Here is a 20,819-nt window from a genome sequence, read left to right as displayed (position 1 = left end):
GCTTGCCGAGCCCCCCGCCCTTGAGTTGCCCACCTGGCTGGGCAATTTGGACGCCGATACCGTGATGCGACTGCCGGACGTGGCCGCCGCCCAGGCGCAGGTCGGCGTCGCCGAAGCCGACAGCCGGATCGCAAGCGAGAACAAGGTGCCGGACGTCAGCGTGGAGTTGATGTACAGCCAGCGGGGTCCCGCGTATTCCAATATGGTGTCCGTCAATGTCTCCCTCCCCTTGCCGTGGGACCGGAAGCATCGTCAAGACCGCGAACTGGCGGCGAAGCTGGCGCAAGCCGAGGCGGTGCGGGCACAGGCCGAGTCGATACGCAGAGGCGTGCTCGGCCAGGTCCGCGGCAAGCAGGCGCAATGGCAGCTCAATCAATCCCGCCTGGCGCGCTATGTCGACACGACCCTGCCGCTGGCCAAGGCTCGCATCGATGCAGCACTGACCGCCTATCGTACCGGCGCCGGAACGTTGACCGCGGTGGCGGACGCGAACCGCAAGGCGCTGGACATCTCGTTGGAGCACCTTCAAATGGAGGCCGCCACCGCGCGCCTGTGGACGGAGCTCGCCTTTCTGCTGCCGCTGCCGACCGCCGCGCAGGGGCCGGCGAGTGCAACGGGCCTTCATGGGGGATGGCAATGAACAGGACCGCGATCGGTCGCGCAGCGGCTGGCCTGATCGTCGCCGCCAGCGTAGGCACGGCTTATTACCTGGGCCAACAGCATGGGCGCAACATCACGCCGGCCGCCCCACCGTCCATTGGCGCGTCGGCCGGATCCGAACTGAAGGCCGGGGATATCGACCCGAAGACAGGCAAGCGCATCCTCTATTGGCACGATCCGATGGTGCCGGGCCAGCGCTTCGACAAGCCGGGCAAGTCTCCCTTCATGGACATGCCGTTGTCGCCCGTCCATGAGGATGCGGGCGGCGACGCCGCCGTCACCATCAACAGCCGCGTCTTGCAGAACCTTGGCATTCGCACCACGCAGGTCAAGACGGGACGACTCGAACCCACGCTCGAGGTGCCGGGCAATGTCGCGATCAACGAGCGCGACATCGAGGTACTGCAAGCGCGTACCACCGGCTTCGTTGAGCGAACCTATGCCAGGACCACGCTCGACCCGGTCAGCAAGGGTCAGGCGCTGGCGTTGATCTACGCGCCTGAATGGGTGGCCGCACAGGAGGAATACCTCGCTGTCAGCCGCATGAGCGCCGGCCTGCAGCACGATCTGCGGGAGGCCGCCATCGCGCGCATGCGGCAGGTCGGCATGAGCGAGAGCCACATACGGCTGGTGCAGAAGAGCGGCAAGCTGCAGCCGCGCCTGGCCATCACAAGCTCGATCGATGGCGTTCTGACCGAAATCGGCGCGCGCGATGGCATGACCCTGTCGCCCGGCATGACCCTGTTTCGGATCGCCAGTCTCGCGACCGTTTGGGTGATCGCCGAAGTACCGGAAAGCCAGGCTGCCCCGTTGCGGCCCGGACAATCGGTCACGGCCGTCGCGGCAGCGCTGCCCGGGCAGACACTGGACGGCAAGGTCGATGCCATCCTGCCCGATGTCAGCACGGCAACGCGTACGGCCAGGGTTCGCATCGAGTTGAACAACAAGGGCCGGCAATTGCTGCCCGGCATGTTCGTGTCCGTTCGCTTTGCGCCAGCCCCGGGCCCGGATCGGCTACTGGTACCGAGCGAGGCGTTGATTCGTACGGGCACGCGCACCGTCGTCATGGTACAGACCGAGCAAGGCGGATTCAGCCCCGTCGAGGTGAGGATTGGCGCGACGGCGGGCGGACAGACCGAGGTCATCGAAGGGCTGAAGGCTGGCCAGAACGTCGTCGTGTCCGGGCAGTTCCTGATCGACTCCGAAGCCAGCCTGCGCGGCACCGCACAGCGCATGGCCGCTGCGCCCGGAGCCTCGGCGCCTGCAGCGCCAGCCGCGCCGCGCCCCGAGCATGAAGGCGTCGGACGCATCGAGGCGGTGACCGCCGAAGGTTTGACGATCTCCCACGGTCCGATTCCGTCGGCGCAGTGGGGCGCCATGACGATGGACTTTGCGGCTCCGCCGGCCGGGCTGCCGCGAGCGCTCAAGCCCGGCGACCGCATCCGCTTCCGCTTCCACCTCAACAGCGACGGGGTGGCAGTCCTGTCTTCGGTCGAACCGGCGGCAACGGCGCCCGGGGGCAAGCCATGATCGCCCGGCTCATCCTTGCCTCCATCCGGAATCGCTTCCTGGTGTTGCTGGCGACCGTGATGCTGACCGCGTGGGGACTGTGGGCGGTCAAAGGTACGCCGCTCGATGCCTTGCCGGACCTTTCCGATGTGCAAGTGATCATCCGCACGCCGTTCCCCGGCCAGGCGCCGCAGATCGTCGAGAATCAGGTCACCTATCCACTGACCACCACCATGCTGTCGGTGCCGGGCGCAAGGACGGTGCGGGGCTATTCCTTCTTCGGCGATTCCTATGTCTACGTGCTGTTCGAGGATGGCACCGACCTCTACTGGGCGCGCTCGCGGGTGCTCGAATACCTGAACCAGGCGCAATCGCGTCTGCCCGCCGCGGCCAAGCCTGTGCTCGGCCCCGATGCGACCGGCGTGGGCTGGATCTACGAGTATGCGCTGGTCGACAGGACGGGGCAGCACGACCTGAGCCAGCTGCGCGCCTTGCAGGACTGGTTCCTGCGCTTCGAACTCAAGTCGTTGCCCAACGTCGCGGAGGTCGCCTCGCTAGGCGGCATGGTCAAGCAATACCAGGTGGTCCTGATGCCGGATCGGCTGCGCGCTTACGGGCTATCGCAATCGAAGGTGCTGGCGGCGCTCAAGGGGGCCAACCAGGAAACCGGCGGCTCGGTGCTGGAACTGGGCGAGGCCGAATACATGGTGCGCGCGTCGGGCTATCTGAAGACGCTGGAGGACTTCCGGCAGATTCCGCTGGTCACCAGCGACACCGGCATTCCGGTGCGGTTGGGCGACGTCGCCACCATCCAGCTGGGCCCGGAGATGCGGCGCGGCATCGCCGAACTCGACGGCCAGGGCGAAGTCGCGGGCGGCATCATCGTGCTTCGCTCGGGCAAGAACGCGCTCGAGACCATCGACTCGGTCAAGACCAAACTCGCAACGCTGCAACAGAGTCTGCCCGCCGGCGTCGAGGTCGTGACGACTTATGACCGCTCCAGCCTGATCAAGCGCGCGGTCGACAACCTGACCACGAAACTGATCGAGGAGTTTGTCGTGGTCGCGCTGGTGTGCCTGGCATTCCTGTTCCATCTGCGCTCGGCGCTGGTGGCGATCGTATCGCTGCCGCTTGGCGTGCTGGCCGCCTTCCTGGTGATGCGCTACCAGGGCGTGAACGCCAACATCATGTCGCTCGGCGGCATCGCCATCGCGATCGGCGCCATGGTCGATGCGGCGGTCGTCATGATCGAGAACGCGCACAAGCACCTGGAACGCTGGCATGCGGACAATGGCGGGCGGGAACCGTCAGCTGGTGAGCGCTGGCAGATCATTGGGCAATCGGCCGCCGAGGTGGGGCCGGCGCTGTTCTTCTCGCTGCTGATCATCACGCTGTCGTTCGTTCCGGTATTCGCACTGGAGGCGCAGGAAGGACGCCTGTTCTCGCCATTGGCGTTCACCAAGACCTACTCCATGGCGGCGGCGGCGGGACTGTCGGTGACGCTGGTGCCGGTCCTGATGGGCTACATGATCCGCGGCCGGATTCCATCGGAACAGGCCAACCCGCTCAATCGGTGGCTGATCCGCGCCTACCGGCCAGCCTTGACCAGGGTGTTGACCTACCCCAAGACCACGCTGGCCATCGCCGCGACCCTGCTGGTGGCCACCGCCTGGCCGATCATGCGGATCGGCGGCGAATTCATGCCGCCGCTCGACGAAGGGGACCTGCTGTACATGCCGTCCGCCCTGCCGGGGCTGTCCGCCGGCAAGGCGGCCCAACTGTTGCAGCAGACGGACAGGCTGATCAAGACCGTGCCGGAGGTGGCGACCGTGTTCGGCAAAGCAGGCCGGGCCGATACGGCGACGGACCCCGCGCCGATCGAGATGTTCGAGACAACGATCCAGTTCAAGCCGCGCGACCAATGGCGCCCCGGCATGACCACCGAGAAGCTGGTCGAGGAGCTGGATCGGGTCGTCAAGGTGCCCGGCTTGTCGAATATCTGGGTCCCGCCGATTCGCAACCGGATCGACATGCTGGCCACAGGGATCAAGAGCCCGGTCGGCATCAAGGTCGCCGGCACCGACCTGCAGGAGATCGACCGGCTTGCCATGCGCATCGAGGCGGCGGTCAAGACGGTGCCGGGTGTTACGTCCGCGCTGGCCGAGCGGCTGACCGGCGGCCGCTATATCGACGTCGATATCAACCGCGTGGCCGCTGGCCGTTATGGCCTCAATATCGCCGACGTGCAGAGCATCGTGTCCTCGGCCATCGGCGGCGAGAACGTCGGCGAGGTGGTCGATGGCTTGGCGCGCTTCCCCATCAACGTGCGGTATCCCCGCGACTATCGCGACTCGATCGAGCAATTGCGCCGCCTGCCGATCGTGACAGACAAGGGTCTGCAGATCACGCTGTCCGACGTTGCACGCATTCAACTGGTGCAGGGCCCGCCCATGCTCCGCAGCGAAAATGCGCGCCTGTCGGGCTGGATTTACGTCGATATCCGGGGACGGGACCTGCGCTCCGCCGTGCAGGCCATGCAATCCGCGGTGGCCGAGGCGGTACCGATGCCTGCGGGCTATTCGGTCAGTTGGTCCGGGCAGTTCGAATACCTCGAGCGCGCCAGCGCCAAGCTCAAGGTGGTGGTGCCGTTCACGCTGCTGATCATCTTCGTGCTGCTGTACGTGGTATTCGGGCGCCTCGACGAAGCGATGCTGATCATGGGAACGCTGCCGCTGGCGCTGATCGGGGGGTTCTGGCTGCTCTACCTGCTGGGCTACAACCTGTCCGTGGCAGGGATTGTCGGCTTCATCGCGCTGGCCGGCGTCGCGGCGGAGTTCGGCGTCATCATGCTGCTCTATCTCAAGCATGCGTGGAACGAGCGGTTGGAAGCGGGCCAGTCCGATGTCCACTCCCTGCTCGACGCCATCCAGCAAGGCGCCGTGCTGCGCGTGCGCCCGAAAGCCATGACGGTCGCGGTCATTCTGGCCGGCCTGATTCCCATCATGGGGTCGCATGGCACCGGCTCCGAGGTGATGCAGCGCATTGCCGCGCCGATGGTCGGCGGCATGGTGACCGCCCCATTGCTGTCGATGTTCGTCGTGCCGGCGGTGTACCTGCTGCTGCGCCGACGCCAGGCCGCACACGCTACCCCTTCCGCCACCCCCTCACTTCAGAAGGAATCGCAATGACATCATCCATCAAGACCCTCGCTGCCGTCCTCGCTCTTGCCGCCGCGCCCATCGCCTTCGCGGCCGGCGCAATGGAGGGCAAGGACATGAAGGCGCCCTCGGCTTCCAGCCAGGCTGCCCGTCCCGTTCCGGCGGAAATCAGGAAGATCGATGCCCAGGCCGGCAAGGTCACGCTCAAGCATGGTCCGATCGAGAACCTCGGCATGCCCGCCATGACGATGGCATTTCCGGTCAAGGACCGCGCGTCCCTGAGCCGCTTCAAGGAGGGCGATGCCGTTTCGGTAACCTTCGGCAAGATCGATGGTTCGCCAGCCGTTCTGGATATGCAGCGCAAGTAGGAAACTGTGGCGCACGCGATCGATCGATTCTCATCGCGTGCGTTCACCACACCCGTCGCGATCAGGCCATGGCGCGACAGGCCTCCGCGCAGCGCTGACACGCCTTCGCGCAGTCCTGGCAATGCTGCGCCGCGTGCTTTGCACATTCCGCTGCGCACGCTTCACAGAAGCGAGCGCAAAGCTGGCAGACGTCCCTGGCGAACTGGCTGCCTCTTGACATTACTGCCGCAGCCAGGCGGCAGACCTGTGCGCAATCCAGGTCAAGCCGTATGCAGTCGGCCATTTGCTGCACATTCGACTCTTGCAGGCACGACGCCGCGCAATGGTCGCACGCGACGGCACAGGCGTTGCAAGCCTCAATACACGCATTGAATCTTTCATGTGGCATGGCAATACTCCTTAAGTCGGGCGACGCCGAATGTCAGGCGCCGACTCCACCGGAGCAAAGGCCAGGCCAGCCGTGAACGCCGCCTCGCGCTATTCGACCGGATGGCAATCGTATGGCGGTGAGGGGCTCGTCATGGCGGACTTCCTGGGGCAGCAACGTGCGCGTTCGCAACTACTGCGCTGGTCGGTTAACCGGCTCGTCATGACGCCGTCATCTGGCACCCGGCCGCCACCGCATGCGCTCGATCCGGGCCTACCTCAAGAGCGGTCCACGGTTACAAGGACAGTGGAAAACATGCAAGCGACGACGCACGGCTGATGCGCGCTAGCGAGCCGGACCCCGTAGTGTTTGAATCGATTACACCTTCGCTTGGCGTAACCTCAGGGCATTGAATACGACCGAAGCAGAGCTCAGGCTCATCGCCAGCGCCGCGATCATCGGCGACAGCAGCAAGCCGGTGGAGCCATACAGAATGCCGGCCGCCAGCGGAACGCCCAATGCGTTGTAGACGAAAGCGAAGCCAAGGTTCTGCTTCATGTTGCGGATGGTCGCTTCCGACAGCAGTCGCGCCCGTGCAATGCCGACCAGGTCGCCCTTGACCAGCGTCACCTGCGCGCTGTTCATCGCGACATCGGTACCGGTCCCCATCGCGATGCCTACGTCGGCCTTTGCCAAGGCCGGCGCATCGTTGATGCCGTCGCCTGCCATCGCCACCACCCGGCCTTGCTCTTGCAGGCGAGAGACCAATGCGAGCTTGTCCGCGGGCTTGACCTCGCCGTGTGCCTCCTCGATACCCAGCCTGGTGGCAACCGCGTTGGCGGTCTTTACGCCATCGCCGGTTGCCATGATGACGCGAACCCCGTCCTCCTTGAGCTGCGCCAGCGCCTGTGGCGTGGTTTCCTTGATGGGATCCGAGACGGCAAGGATGCCCGCCAATGCGCCATCCACGGCGAGATACATCACGCTGGCACCCTGAGCGCGCAACGCATCAGCGTCGCTGGCCAGCGCTTGGGTTGCAATGCCTTCGGCCTCCATCAGCGCGGTGTTGCCCAGCGCCAGCTTCCTGCCAGCCACCATCCCTCGCACGCCGATACCGCTTTCCGAATCGAATGCTTCGGCCTTCTCCAGGGTCAGGCCGCTCTCGCGCGCCGCCTCCACGATCGTCATTGCCAGTGGATGCTCGCTGCCTTGGTCCAGGCTGGCGGCAAGACGTAGCACCTCTTCCTCGACAAAGCCGTCCGATGCGATGGCGCGATCGAACTTCGGCTTCCCCTGAGTCAGCGTTCCGGTCTTGTCGACGATCAACGTATCGACCTTGCGCAGATTTTCGATGGCCGCCGCGTCGCGGAACAGCACGCCGCTCGAAGCGCCCTTGCCGCTTGCCACCATGATCGACATCGGGGTGGCCAGTCCGAGCGCGCACGGGCATGCAATGATCAGCACGGCAACGGCATTGATTAGGCCATAGACCCAGCTCGGCTCGGGTCCAAACACGCCCCATGCCGCGAAGGTGAGCAGCGCAATCGCGATGACGGCCAGAACGAAAACACCCGACACCTTATCGGCCATCCGCTGCATCGGTGCGCGGGAGCGCTGCGCCTGCGCCACCATCTGAACGATCTGCGCGAGGACGGTTTGAGTTCCGACCTTCTCGGAGCGGATGACCAGACTGCCACTGGTATTCATCGTGGCCCCGATGACCTTGTCGCCGACCCGCTTGGTGACCGGGATTGGCTCCCCGGTGATCATGGACTCGTCCAGCGAGCTCGCGCCTTCCGTTACCACGCCGTCCACCGGCACTTTCTCGCCGGGTCGCACGCGAAGCAGGTCGCCGACATGTACATGCGTCAGCGGCACGTCTTCTTCGGTTCCGTCTTCCCGGATGCGGCGAGCGGTCTTTGGCGCCAGCCCAAGCAACGATTTGATGGCCGCGGATGTCTGTGAGCGCGCTTTGAGCTCCAGCAACTGTCCCATCAAGGTCAGGGAGATAATGACGGCCGCCGCCTCGAAGTAGACGCCAATGCGGCCATGTTCCGCAAAGGTCGACGGGAACACCTGCGGGACCACGGTGGCGATCACGCTGTAGAGGTAGGCGGCGCCCGTACCAAGTCCTATGAGCGTCCACATGTTGGGGCTGCGGTTGATGAACGACTGGACGCAGCGCTCGAAGAACGGCCAGCCTGCCCAGAGCACCACGGGAGTCGCGACGACCAGTTCCATCCAGCTTTGCGTGGATGCCGGAAACCAACCCAGCCGATGCCCGAACATTGCCAGGACAAAGGTCACCACTGTCAACGGCAACGTCCACCAAAACCGCCGGCGAAAATCGATGAGCTCGGGGTTCTCCCGGTCGTCCAGTGCCGGCAGCAGCGGCTCCAGCGCCATGCCGCACTTCGGACAGTTGCCGGGATGATCTTGGCGGATCTCGGGATGCATCGGGCAGGTAAAGATCGTGCCGGGCGGGGCTTGCTCGGTGTGGGCGACCTGCGGCGCGACGTACTTCGCTGGCTCCGCCAAGAACTTGCTCTGGCAGGACTGGCTGCAGAAGTAATAGGCGATGTCCTCGTGCTCTGCGCGAAATGAAGAGGCCGTACTGACTGACATGCCGCAGACGGGGTCCTTGGCGCTCGTTGCGCTGCTGCCAAACGATACGGCGCCGTGCTGATGCGGATGGTGATGTGGTGATGCATGATCGGCATGCGCATGATGCTGGTCTAAGACCGCGCCGCCCCTCTTCGCACGGGTATCCTTATGGGCATCTCCGCTCCGATGCTGGTGATTGCTACTCTCCATACTCCCTCTCCTTCGCAATTCACGCTTCGAGATGAAAACCGCGCCTCGGCGCATAGCTTGCGGCAGGCCCGCGGTAGCCACATAGTGGAATAGGATGCACCTTCCCACTGTGGGAAGGTCAATCCTCCTGATATACGCTCGCAGTGTTGGAGACTCCGGGAAAATGCGAGAGCCCTTGGGCAACACTGAACCTTTGCCACCATGCCTCGAGAACCGTCAGCCACTGACCGACCACAACCGCGCTTGGCAGAGTCCGATACCGAGCGCGCCCGCCTCCAACGCCAGGCTATCGAAGGGCGCCTGTCGGTCTTGCAACTCTCCCTTGCCCAGGCGGTGTATCTGGCCAGCGCCGGCGCCGCAGATGATTCACTTTCGATCTTGCGCGTATTGGGATTAGACGTCAGCACGCTACAACCGCTGGCGTCACGGCCATGGGTTGACATGGCGGCGCGAACGTCCAGCGTGAGCTATCGGGGACGGCTTCCCACCGATGTACTACGCGCCATGCTGCTTACCGGCGAAACGTCGGATCCGTGGTGTGCACACCTTGGTTACTTGCTGGACGAGGCTCCCCTATCGCTTCTGGTGCTAGCGATCGAGGAAACGGCGCAGCACCACGGCGTCCCCATGAAACCACTCTGGCGCAACCTGAGTCGGCTGGTTGTCAGTTGCCAAAGCCGCCGGCTCGCGGGTTGGCCTGCGCTAATGGACTCGGGCTAGTATCTTGGCCGGCTCTACCGTCGACCGCCCCGCGGGTCCATTCGGCGTACGCTGTCTGCCGAGCCGTAAGGTGATCACGGTCACCCCACGCACAGCGCGGGGCGCAGAGGGGCGGAGTGCATGGTTTCCCCACCTAGCCGATCCGTTCGGGCTGGATATAGTCCCCGAGTACTAATTGAAATGAAGAAAGGGGCCATGAATCAGGATCCGGTTGTTATCGAACAAGCCGAGATTACGGGCTGGGGAACCATTCCCAAGCGCTGCCTTGCGCGGTGGCCGAGACAAGCGCGCGGGCTTCATCCGAATATTGAGTTTGGGCGGAGAGGGCGGTTCGCGTGCATGACGGCCCGTCTGCTTAAGCTCGCCGCGACTTCTCGGCCGCCGCCATTAGAGAAGCTCCTTGCCGACTCGCGGGCCAAAGTCAACTTCCTCGTGGAGGTTTTCCGCTGTGATGCCGGCGATAAGGACATCTAGTTCAGATTCCGCATCCGGCAGCGGTTCGATCACTATCCGACCGTTTTCCTCGCGCACATCAACAACCGCATCCACGCTCAATTTGGCTGCTTCCATGATCGCGGCCGGGATGCGGACCGACGCGCTATTGCCCCATTTCTTAATCACCATGCGCATTTGGACGCTCTCTTGACATAGCATGTCGACACGACGTTGGACGTCGTCGAAGTTATTGACGCTCTTCTAACAGCAGCTCAGAACCCATGGGTCCTGTAGTCGCGGCGGCTTACGAGCGCGCTAGCGTGCCCCCAGTTTCGCGCATAGAGTGCGCGCTCACGCTCATCTTCGTTGGACCAGTGGCGTGAGCGGATAGCTTCATCCGGATCCTATTCAGGGCGCGTAGCGTCTCGTCCCGCACTCCTTGCCGCTTCAACTCGCTGGCCAACTCTTCGAGCGCCGCCACGATCTCTTCACCCGGTGTTTGAGTTGCACTACTCGCCCGCTCGATTTCATCGAATGCCCAATCCACGTACGTCCATAGGCTGTTGATGCTGGAATGGCCTGTCATGCTGGCCAGTCGACTAAGAATCGTCGTTAGGGCATCGAGCCCGAGAGGAACGTCAGATCGAACACTATCTAGCCTCTTTGCCACCTGCAGTGTTATCCACCGATGGCGAAACATGTGTGCTGTGGCGCGCTCCTTGATACCCGCGCTCCGTCGTAGGCGGCCTATCGTCTGCGTGACTGTGACTGGAGCCAACTGTTCTCCGGATACCGAACAAAACGCCCAGCCGGCATCGTCAGATCCGCGCTTTAGCGTCCGGCGGCGATCAAAGAGCAAAGCGCGCTGGATATCTATGAACCTGTTCACCGCCGCAATTGTGTCCAGCGGTACCACGACTTGGCGTGTCGGATTGCCCCGTCGCTTTGCAGATCGAATATCCAGCCTCCCGCCGTTTTCACGAGCGGCCCTCAGCGCCGCGACAGTAACCCAAACCAGTTCCTGGCGGCGAATGCCACTATCCATCAGCAGCTTCAACATGGCAAGATCTCTGGCACGCACGAACGACGACGTTGGCATCGATGAAGCTTGGGCCATCAAGGTTGCGATGTTGTTGGACGAAATCGGACGCACGACTCTTGCAACGTTCGGTGGCCCAACAGCGGGATGAGATCGACGCTGGACAAGTCGCCCACGGACCCGCGTGGACTTGAATTCAATCGTAATTGCCGCGCCATCGCCATCCTCCCCAATGATCGGACGTTCCAGTACCAACCGCTGTTGGAACCACAGAAGGAAGTCGATTACACGCAGGATGATCCGATTGACTTGCCGAGAACTAGTCTTTGACGAGGGGCGTTCACGCAGCCACCCCGCTAGCTCCAATAGGCGATCATCGGTCAGTTGTTCGAACTCAATATTTAACTTCGCCACAAATCTGACCAGATGAGACAGCTGTGCAGCGTACGTCGCCACTGACGACGGCGCGCTGTTCGCTCGCAGCAGAGCGATCAAGTAGGCGTTGACCGGCCAGCAAGATAAGCCGCTGGGCCAATACACCGCTGCAATCTTGCCCGCGGACAAGAAGCTTGATGGCCCGCTGCCACCATGCTGCCGAAGACGGAATGTCGGATCGGTCAACTCCCACAGTTTTGACATCACTTCACCAGATGCAGCTGTGGCTTAGAGGCGCCGTGCAGTCTCAAGTGATGCTTTAATTCTTGGGCCGCTGTGTCGGATGTGCTCGCGAGACGCTTCAATCGCTCCAGCAAATCGAGGTAACGTCCCGTCATTTCCATGACTGCCCCGGCCCGATCAGATGCCGATTGCTTGCCATGCGGTGCGTGCCCGGTGGTCTTCGCTCGATTGCGCGCCCCTGGTAGCAGAGAAAGAAGTCGATCTTGCCCTCCCTCGAAGCAATGATTGATATGCCCACGTAGAGTTTTTGGGGTCATGCGGTAGATACCTAATTGGGGATCATGCCAAGCCGACAGCCGCTCGAAACTTCGGAAGTGCTCGGCATTCCGATGGTCCCCCTGGAGGAACGATTCAAGTTGCTCTAGTCGAGCGAGCGCACTGAAACGATTTTTCTCCGCGAGTGATCTGACGCTTTCCGCTGTTTGCCCTGCACGTAGCCGCGGCATCATAGCTCCTCGCGTTTTAGGTGGATGAAAACCGTATATCGAACACCTTCGGAGGTTCTGATTTGACCTGGCCGAGCCGTATATACGCCTTGCGACTGTAGGAGCTCGAGATAGTCGTGTAGTTCGCTCTCATCGAGGACCGCCAAATCGCTTACTCCAAAGTGCCTTCGCAACAAGTTACGAAGCTGCTCGAGGGCGAGCCTGTCATCGTCGCTTCGAACTGCATTGGCGGCCAGCGACGCCTCCACGGAAGAAATTTCAGAGCCGGTGAGGTCTTCTTGGATGTAGGTCCATGTCCGGTACATCTCCTCATGTCCCATCATCCAAGAAAGCGCTGGAAGAGAGTTCTCCAGTCCGCCAAAGTGGAAAAAACTCATGGCGAAAAGTCGCCTCAGCTGATGAGGACGGATATGCCATCGTTTTCCGTTGTGGTCTCGAAGATCCAACCAACCGGATAAGAGAGCGAGCTTGCTATATATCGAAGCTGGCACCAGCGTGTCGATTAGCCGCTCCGTTCGCACCACCGAAAAAAACAGCCGACGTGCCAATAGTGTGTCGTCGATCGATGCTACTGCCAGGAGAGCACGTCGGATGCGAACGAGGGAATTCACAGCCGCGCCTACTAACGGAGGAGCTGGCTTTGACACGTGGCGTCGCATCCCTTGTCGGCCTGTTTTGCGAAGTGCAACCTCTACGTGCCATCTGCCGGCGCGCTGCCACACGTCATCATCCTCCAGCTCAAGCACCTCGCTCTTTCTTGAGCAGGTGAAAAGAGCTATCACAGCGAAGCAAACGGCAGTGTGAATATCGAGCAGGTCGCACACAGTAAGGGCGTCACCGTTTGCGTACTGGTCATGCCACCCAAACCGTCCGGTACGCCAAACACCGTCCACGTTCAAATCTTTCAAGCCCGTTGGCAGTGGTATGGATGCGAACGCCGCTTCCATCCGAGCAACGGCGGAGTTCGAGGACGGTGGCACGGACGACATGTGGTCTAAAAGATGTTCGACAAAGCACGTCAGCGCTTCCCCATGACACATCAACCAATCGACGCATCCACTTACCAGCTGCTTTGCCACACTCGGTGGGATGGTTTTCGTTCGTGTCCGACTGCTTACTTTCAAGAACGTCAGGTGTTCCCGTACGGCAGCGACGTCGCACAGCTCCCAATCTTGCAAATGCGTGGAGCGGGCCGCTATTCCACATCGGAGGACCCACGCCACTACGCCGTCGGTATTCCAATACTCTTGATCCACGGCGCGCCACTTGGGGCTCGACCCCTTCGCTTCATCACGGAGTTGGTATCTTTCAAGATACGTCCGAAAGGCGATCAATCGAGCGTATCGCCGTGGCGAGGTGGAAACGGCTTCCGCTACCTTGGCGGCAATCAAACGCCCGTGGCGATCATAAAAGCCGATGCGGGCCAAGGCGTCCTTTGCTGCCCTGAGGGAATCTTGCGCTTGCGAGGGTCGACCGCACGCTAAACGATCATCCTTCATTAGATTGACCATGAAAGCCTCCCAGCGAGCGTTCATCCCAGCGGTAGCCGAGACGCCTCCTTCCTTGAACTGAACGACATACTCCCTGCAAACATCCCAGCTCATTGCCCGTACTCCAGACCGGATTGCCGCCTCATAGTGCTGTACCGCCAAGAATTCAAGCGTGCTGATTAAGCGGTGATGAAAGGCCGCAAGCCGACTCGGCGGAAGCGACTCTGGTCCAGTGAAGGCAGAAAGCAGTAGCGCTTTGCCGTCCTCCAACAGTATTCGATGTGTTGCGTCAGACAGTCTTCCCGTCGGCAGTCTAAGATCCCAACGCAACTCCGTCAGATTCCTCCATACACCATTTACCTTGCGAGCTCGCGCGCTGCTTGCTACTTTCCACACTGGATCCGCAAGAGCGCTGTGCAACCAGTGAGGCCGCCGTTCGCTATTTGCGGCAATCGCTGCAGCGGCGAAAAAGTCTTCGAGATCCTGGGGGAGGGATGTCATTGGAGCCTTGGAAAGCGAATTTGTTCGCTTAGTTCTGAGGCCAATACCTCTGCGCTCTGTATCAACGATCTGACCTCCTGAAAGACCGTTGGCAATGGCGCCTTCAGAGAGTCCATGAACTCACACCAGAATCTTGGTGTCATATTGGTTAGCACGTCAGGTTGCTCTAGCGTCGCCTCCGGAATGCCGCGCAAATGCTCGCGATATAGCACCAGGACGGCAAGCGCGCGCACATCTTTGCAAAGAACAAGAGGCGGAATGCTTGCGTCGGCTTCCGACGGGCTCGATACAAACGCGGCCATTGCATCGTTCTGTCGATATGCATCAGGAATGCCAGAATTGAGGAACAGATGCAATTCTTCCAGAGTGCGAAAGTCGGTCATCTTCAGTAAAGAATCACTGTCGGATACTGCTGAAGTAATGAGGATATTTTGGTGGCGACGGATCTGTCTTTCGTGAATTGCTAGACGAAGTGCCTCTGGAATGTAGTGTGCGATCGTGGTTCTGATGTTTCGATGGCCGAATGCACGAGCAGCCGCGACCAAGTCACCTCCGGACTGAAGATATTCCAGGACACCAACGCTCACCCTTAGAGCCTTCAGAGTGGCACACTCCCGCCATCGCTCGAGTTCGGGATGCCGCTCTACGAAGGGAGTTCTGCGAGATTGGTTGCTTGACTTCCCCCAGTCTCTTTCGCCTCGCTGTCCTCTGAACGCAGTGGAGAGCGTCTTTTCCGAAATATCAATTACATCGTAAGTAAGGGTATTGACGCCGAGCCACAGACGATTGGCAGCGCGCGCTTTACCATTTTTTCGAAGCTCCTTACGAAGGACTTCGGTACATTGGATAACACACTTGATAACGCGTCTCGACAGGGGAGTAAGAAGCACAGCACGCTCTGTACCTGCGCGTGGTTTTTGCAAAACGAGTCTTGTTGCAGATCCATCGTCCTCAGTGGCATCAAGTAACAAACTCATCCTGCCCTGGTCGTCAAATACGGTAGCTCGAGCGAGCGAGGTTACGTTGATGTTCGGATGCTCGAGAAGGAGCAAGACAAAACACACGGCGGCAATGCCGCTGCTCATCAGGCCTAAATGCGGTAGCAGCGTGTTCTTGCCAGACAGCTGAACGAACCGCCAATGCGGCGGAGTCCCAGGCACTGTGCGCGCGGACTGCTTCCCATCCCGGAGGACATACTGGGCGTACGGCCGCGGAATTCCGCCCATTTCGTGATGAACGACCAGTAGGAGGTGTTCTAGCGAATTTGGATGCCCTCCCTCTGGCCGGAACAGATGCTTCCCGCAGATAGGATCCACATATTTTTGCGGTCCCGTCCTTGTCTCCAAGAGCGTTTTCAGCCGGCCATAATCGCCGCCTCGGATCAACGCATGCCCATCGTTTCTGGCCCTCTCGAACGCCGAGAACTCGCGGAGAGCGCACTGCTTGAAAACTTGGATCGCCTGCCTGAGACGATGCTCATAGTCCTTAAGATACTGATCGTCCGCGGCACTGATGGAGATGGGCTCCAAGAGTTCTTCGTTGTAAGAATCTTTCTTGAAGTTTAAGGTCCGGGGAATCCGGCCGTGATGCTGATCCGGATATTGCGCGGCCGCCTCTCTGCTGGATCGGACAAACCGCTGTGGCAAGGGGCGTAGTGCGCTCGCGTGCAGATTGAATTTTGGTAGGAAGCCAACGGCTCTGGCATCTTTCAAGAATTGCAGAAAGCAGCCCCACTTGAAGCTTACGGTCGCCACCATGTTCCCGGCACCTATGCCTTGACGATAGAGAGCTTCCCGTAGCCGTGCCAGCTCCAGTACCAGGTCGTCTGGGCACCGGCCTGGCCCTGGCGCTTGCGCGCCGTGACGGCTCACTTCTTCTCGCCACAACTCGAGTACGGCGCGCACGGCGTACGTCTGTGTCGCAGTCGAATAGCGGGCTGAAAACCGCCGAAGAGCGCGCCACGCGATTACTCGAGATTCTGCAGTCAGCCATGCCGCGAAGCCGGTGAAATCAACGACGGTCCTGCCAGACTCCTTGGCCGCATTGGCAATCGTTAGGTATCCCTCCTCGAGGTCAACGACATCCGCTGGGGCGTCGTCCCTATGACCTGTATCCCTTCTACCTGCCCTGCTATCCACTTTGCCCACACGTCTGCCCCTTTCCCTTGGTATGGGCCCATTATTGGAACCTAGACCTAACTACCTCAACCAATTTTTGTCACAAAAGAGATAGATGAACCCCTGTCCGTGCGGCTACCAGGGACATCCGGCCTGCCGCTGCACGCCCGACCAGGTGCTGCGCTACCAGGCGCGATTGTCCGGGCCGCTGCTGGACCGCCTCGACCTGCAGATCGAGGTGCCGGCGCAAAGCCAGCAGGAGACGCTGGACGGCCCGCCCGGCGAGGACAGCGCGGCGATCCGCGTGCGCGTGCTGGCGGCCCGGGCGCGGCAGCTCGAGCGGCAGGGCAAACCCAATGGAGAACTGGCGGGGGAGGAGATCGACCGGCATTGCCCGCTGGACGAGCAGGCGCAGGGGCTGTTGCGCGCGGCGATGGCGCGCCTGGGCTGGTCGGCGCGCTCGTACTTTCGCGTGCTGAAGGTCGCGCGGACCATCGCGGATCTGGGCGGCGCCGACACCATCGGCGCGGCGCATGCGGCCGAGGCGGTGCAGTATCGGCGGGTGTTGCGGCCGGTTTAGCGATGCGCTGCGTTCATCGGCTGATCGGCTGATCGGCTTATCGCTCCGCGTCACTTCTTCCGCTGGCGGGAAGGGTTGGAGGAGGGGAACGGCGCTCGCCACACCGACGGTGCCGGCCGTTCAATCGCCCCTGCCCTCTCCCCCGCCCCTTTCCCACCAGTGCGCGCGGGGAGCAAACCGGGCGCGGTAGCGGTGCAGGCCGTTAATCAAGCCGGACGGCGGGCTTCGGGCGGCTCGCCCGGCGGTTCCGGCTCCTCCTCGATCGGCGGATGATCGGGCGGCACGCCGGGCGGCGGCGGGTCTTCTATCGGCGGAACGGTGTGGTCGGCGCGGCGCGGCATCGGTCGGCTCCAAGGGGCGGGTAACCACCATTGAAGCAAACCGGCGGGGGGATCGCCAGCCAGCGTGGTCCTGTCCGGTCCGGTCCGATCGCGCTCAGCCCGGCTGCCGCCGCACGAAGAACAGCGCGGCGCCGACCGCCATCAGCACGCTGCCGAACACGCGGTTCTGCCAGCGCATCGCGCGCGCGTCGCGAAACAGCCCCTGCATGCGCGAGGCCAGCAGCGCGTAGCCGTGCATCACGATCAGGTCGACCGCGCACATCGTCACGGCCAGGATCGCCAGCTGCGGCGCCAGGGGCCGCCCGGCGTCGATGAACTGCGGCAGCACCGCGACCATGAAGACGATGCCCTTGGGATTGGTGACATTGGTCAGCAGGCCGGTGGCGAAACGCCGGCGCGGACTCATCGCGGCCACGCGGATGCCGCACTGGGACTTGCCCTCGCCATTTGCATCGCTCGGCTCCTGCTCGACCCGCGCCCGCCACTGCTGCACGCCCAGATAAATCAGGTACAGCGCGCCGACCGTCTTGACCGCCGCGAACGCATGCTCGGATGCAATCAGCAGCGCGCCCAGCCCGCCGCCGGCGACCAGCAGCACGATCAGCAGCCCGGTCTGCAGGCCGAGAATCGTCGTGGTGGTCCTGCGCAGTCCATAGGACAGCCCGTGGCTCATCGACAGCACGGCCCCCGAGCCCGGCGAGACGGCGATCGCCCAGCAGGCCGCGAAATAGGCGAGCCAGATTTCCCAACGCATGATTTGCTCCTTCTTGTTTTTGCCTAAGCTCGAACCTTTTCAACCCCGGAACCTTGCCGGACCCTGGGACCTTCCATTCCCCGGACTTCTCCAATCCGCGGACTTTTCCAATCCCCGGACCTTTCCAATCCGCGGACGTATCCAAACCCCGGACCTTTTCAGATCCCCGGACGTTTCCGCGGACGTATCCAAACCCCCGGACCTTTTCAGCCCCCCGGATCGTTCCAAACCCCGGTGGCGTTCAACCCGCCACCCGCTGCCACAGCCGCGGCACCAGCGCATACCAGAGATAGCCGACGAGCTGCAGCCCCAGCAGTCCGCCAAGCGCCGCGCGGAACGCGTCGGCCTGCGGCAGCCCGGCGTCGCGGAACAGATCGATCGCGACCCCTAGCCCCCACTGGATCAGGAAGCTGCCGCCGAACACCAGCAGGTTGTAGGTGGTATTGGCGCGCCCGGCGACCGCCGCCGGAAACGACAGGCTCAGCGTGCTCAGGATCAGCGACAGCGTGCTCGCGCACATCGCCAGCAGCGGCCACAGCAGCCACGCCGCCGGCGCGGTCCAGGCGACGATCGCCGCCTGCAGCACCAGCGTCAGCCCGGCGCCAACCATCACCAGCCGCGCCGACTCGACCGGATCGCGCGCGCGCCGCGGCGCCAGCCAGCCCAGCAGCAGATAGCCGGCCAGCAGCGCGATATTGAACAGGAACAGGATTTGCGCGGTGCGGTCCGGCCCGAAGCCGAGCACGTCGACCAGCCAGGGACCGACCCACAGCGTCTGCACCGCCATGAAGCCGGCCTGGTTCAGCAGGCCGAAGGGCAGCACGCGAACGAAGGCCGGGTGGCGCAGCAGCGCCCGATAACCGCCGGCCATCGTGGCCGCCGGGACCTGCGCAGCGGCGGTCGCGCGATCCACGCCGTTCGTCGGGCTGCCCAAGCTATTCGTCGCGCCGTCCGTCATGCCGTCCGTCGCGCTTCCTGCCCCGCTGCCAGTTGCACTAACGGTCGCGCTAGCAGTAGCGATATCGGCCGCGATATCGACAGGATCGGCGAGCGCACTCCTCCGCTCCGCCCCGCGCGCCAGCCGCGCACTGCGCCGCTCGACCCGCGCCAGCCCCCGATACAGCGCCAGCGCCGACACCAGCAGCAGGCCCGCCATCACCAGGAACACGCCGCGCCAGCCCAGCCACGGCAGCACCGCCTGCACCGGCAGCGTCGTCATCAGCGCGCCGCCGCTGCCGGCGACCAGCATCCAGACCGACAGCTGGCTTTGCCGCGCGGTCGGAAACCAGCGGCGATAGGCGGTGTAGGACGCCATCAGGCAGGCCGAAACGCCGGCGCCGATCAACGCCCGCCCCAGCCACAAGGTCGCCGCCGAGCCCGCCAGCGCGAACACCAGCGCGCCCGCCGCGGCGATCAGCAGCAGCACGGTTTCGACGCGCCGCACGCCGCGCCGGTCCAGCCACTGGCCGACAGGCAGCTGCATCGCCGCGAAGGCGAGGAAATAGGCCGACGACAGCAGACCCAGGTCGGCGTTCGACAGCCGCATGTCGGCGATCAGCTCGGGCGCGATCACCGCGTTGATGGTGCGCAGCGCGTACGACAGCACATAGGCCGCGGCGAAGCAGGCGAACACCAGCGCGCCCTCGCTACGCCGCAGCAGCGAGGACGGCCGCATGGACAGTCCGATGCGGTTGCTGCGCGAGCCGGCACGGGGACGCATCAAAACGGGTGGAAGCCGGCCAGGAACTGCTCGACCTGCTCGGCCTGGCGGTGGTCGCGCGCGGCATCGCCGGCCTCGAGCACGACGGCCTGGTAGACCTTGGTCCCCCTGGCGACCAGCCGCGCGGTCAACCGGCGCGGCGCCTTGTCCTGCGGCGACACGCCGGCCACGCGGATCTCGATGCCCTGCAGCGCCACCGGCGGCTGGGCCGACGACATCACCGTGACCGCGCGCGTCTGCACCGGCTCGGTCGGCGCGTTGCCCAGATTGGCCAGCAGGCCGGACTGCATCGCCGACAGCGCCTCCGCGCCCAGCGCGGCGTCGTCGCTGGGCAGGCTGACCACGCCGACCGCGAACAGCGTCTCGTCGACGCGTGCCGCCTCCATCGTCATCGGCAGCTTGCGGCCGGCGATCGCGACATCGCGCGCGGCGCTGGTCGGCTTGCCGGGATAGAGCGCGGCATAGCCGCCCTCGTTGGACTGGATGGTCCGCCAGTCGTAGCGCGGCGAGCAGGCGAGCAGCGCGGCCACCGCCAGGCCGGCGCAATACCGGGCCGGCCGGCGGAGGAACGAAAGGCGAGACATCGGGAAGCCTGAACGACGGGTGGAAGAAGACGGCCGATAAAGGGAACGAAGCGCCGCACCGGCAGGGGTGCGGCCAAGCCGCTATTATCGGGGATCAGGCACTGACGCAGTGTCTTTCTGATCTCGATATTTCATTATGGTTTTGGACTTCGGAGGTCGCCGCATGGGTTCGGCATGGCTCCGGGGCGCCGCCCTGGCGCTGCCGGCCGCCCTGTCGGCTGCCCTGACGGCTGCCCTGACGGCCTCGCGATCTGCCACGCGATCTGCCGCGCTATCGGTCGCGCGATCTGCCGCGCTATCGGCCGCGCTGCTCGTCGCCCCGTTGGTCACCCTGCCCGTCGCCGGCCTGTCGCTCGCCCTTGCCGCGCCATCGGTCCAGGCGGCCAGCCCCGCGCACCTGCCGGCTGTCGCCGACCTGGCGGCGGAGACGCGCTCGGCCAGCCTGCGCGGCGAACCGCTGGTGGTGCTGGTGACGCTGCCGAACTGCGGCTATTGCGAAGCGGTACGGCGCAACTACCTGGGCCCGCAGGCCACCGCC

At 63.3% G+C, this 20,819-nt stretch carries 13 protein-coding genes and 2 pseudogenes; 6 read left to right on the top strand and 9 right to left on the bottom strand.

Going from position 1 to position 20,819, the window contains the following annotated elements:
* The 4 genes from AC6EI8_RS13160 to AC6EI8_RS13145 form a co-directional block, all read left to right on the top strand.
* The coding region (locus AC6EI8_RS13160) for a TolC family protein (protein WP_498382125.1) at positions 1-640 on the top strand (640 nt) is incomplete at its 5' end.
* Positions 637-2,190, top strand: a complete 1,554-nt coding sequence (locus tag AC6EI8_RS13155; RefSeq protein ID WP_498382124.1) for an efflux RND transporter periplasmic adaptor subunit — start codon at positions 637-639, stop codon at positions 2,188-2,190. The genes AC6EI8_RS13160 and AC6EI8_RS13155, both read left to right, overlap by 4 nt.
* Positions 2,187-5,357 carry an efflux RND transporter permease subunit gene (locus AC6EI8_RS13150; RefSeq protein WP_498382123.1) on the top strand — a complete coding sequence of 1,057 codons (3,171 nt, stop codon included), beginning with the start codon at positions 2,187-2,189 and terminating at the stop codon, positions 5,355-5,357. The genes AC6EI8_RS13155 and AC6EI8_RS13150 overlap by 4 nt, the downstream gene beginning before the upstream one ends.
* Positions 5,354-5,695 (top strand): copper-binding protein, encoded by a 342-nt coding sequence (locus AC6EI8_RS13145; RefSeq protein WP_149316103.1) that lies wholly within the window; start codon positions 5,354-5,356, stop codon positions 5,693-5,695. The genes AC6EI8_RS13150 and AC6EI8_RS13145 overlap by 4 nt, the downstream gene beginning before the upstream one ends.
* A 61-nt stretch (positions 5,696-5,756) precedes the next feature.
* Here AC6EI8_RS13145 and AC6EI8_RS13140 read toward each other — a convergent pair whose 3' ends face one another.
* The 6 genes from AC6EI8_RS13140 to AC6EI8_RS13115 form a co-directional block, all read right to left on the bottom strand.
* Positions 5,757-6,083 carry a four-helix bundle copper-binding protein gene (locus tag AC6EI8_RS13140; protein WP_422649372.1) on the bottom strand — a complete coding sequence of 109 codons (327 nt, stop codon included), beginning with the start codon at positions 6,081-6,083 and terminating at the stop codon, positions 5,757-5,759.
* Positions 6,084-6,440: 357 nt separating this feature from the next.
* Positions 6,441-8,876, bottom strand: a complete 2,436-nt coding sequence (locus tag AC6EI8_RS13135) for a heavy metal translocating P-type ATPase (protein ID WP_498382122.1) — start codon at positions 8,874-8,876, stop codon at positions 6,441-6,443.
* 1,107 nt (positions 8,877-9,983) lie between these two features.
* On the bottom strand, positions 9,984-10,226 hold the full coding sequence (locus AC6EI8_RS13130; RefSeq protein WP_422649374.1) for an AbrB/MazE/SpoVT family DNA-binding domain-containing protein: 243 nt from the start codon (positions 10,224-10,226) through the stop codon (positions 9,984-9,986).
* A gap of 109 nt (positions 10,227-10,335) precedes the next feature.
* Positions 10,336-11,709, bottom strand: coding sequence for a tyrosine-type recombinase/integrase (locus tag AC6EI8_RS13125; RefSeq protein ID WP_498382121.1), 1,374 nt, complete (start codon positions 11,707-11,709; stop codon positions 10,336-10,338).
* Positions 11,710-12,193: 484 nt separating this feature from the next.
* A complete protein-coding gene (locus AC6EI8_RS13120) occupies positions 12,194-13,798 on the bottom strand; it encodes a site-specific integrase (RefSeq protein ID WP_422649376.1) in 1,605 nt (534 codons plus the stop codon).
* 383 nt (positions 13,799-14,181) lie between these two features.
* Positions 14,182-15,942: a hypothetical protein gene (locus AC6EI8_RS13115; RefSeq protein ID WP_265633177.1), complete on the bottom strand. Its 1,761-nt coding sequence runs from the start codon at positions 15,940-15,942 to the stop codon at positions 14,182-14,184.
* A 475-nt stretch (positions 15,943-16,417) separates the two neighbouring features.
* Here AC6EI8_RS13115 and AC6EI8_RS13110 point away from each other — a divergent pair.
* Positions 16,418-16,882 (top strand): annotated as a pseudogene (locus AC6EI8_RS13110) (magnesium chelatase subunit ChlI family protein); the annotation flags it as partial.
* 435 nt (positions 16,883-17,317) lie between these two features.
* Here AC6EI8_RS13110 and AC6EI8_RS13105 read toward each other — a convergent pair.
* From AC6EI8_RS13105 to AC6EI8_RS13095, 3 genes are all read right to left on the bottom strand, one after another.
* On the bottom strand, positions 17,318-17,977 hold the full coding sequence (locus AC6EI8_RS13105; protein WP_498382120.1) for a LysE family transporter: 660 nt from the start codon (positions 17,975-17,977) through the stop codon (positions 17,318-17,320).
* 241 nt (positions 17,978-18,218) lie between these two features.
* Positions 18,219-19,652: an MFS transporter gene (locus AC6EI8_RS13100; RefSeq protein WP_498382119.1), complete on the bottom strand. Its 1,434-nt coding sequence runs from the start codon at positions 19,650-19,652 to the stop codon at positions 18,219-18,221.
* A 44-nt stretch (positions 19,653-19,696) separates the two neighbouring features.
* The gene (locus AC6EI8_RS13095; RefSeq protein ID WP_498382118.1) at positions 19,697-20,281 is read right to left on the bottom strand and encodes a hypothetical protein; all 585 of its coding nucleotides are present in this window, start codon (positions 20,279-20,281) and stop codon (positions 19,697-19,699) included.
* Positions 20,282-20,444: 163 nt separating this feature from the next.
* On the opposite strand from AC6EI8_RS13095, the pseudogene AC6EI8_RS13090 reads away from it, so the two are divergent.
* Positions 20,445-20,819: pseudogene (locus AC6EI8_RS13090) on the top strand (hypothetical protein); the annotation flags it as partial.

Source organism: Cupriavidus sp. R6-3 (genome assembly GCF_059772245.1).
This window is presented reverse-complemented; position numbering and strand designations above follow the sequence as displayed.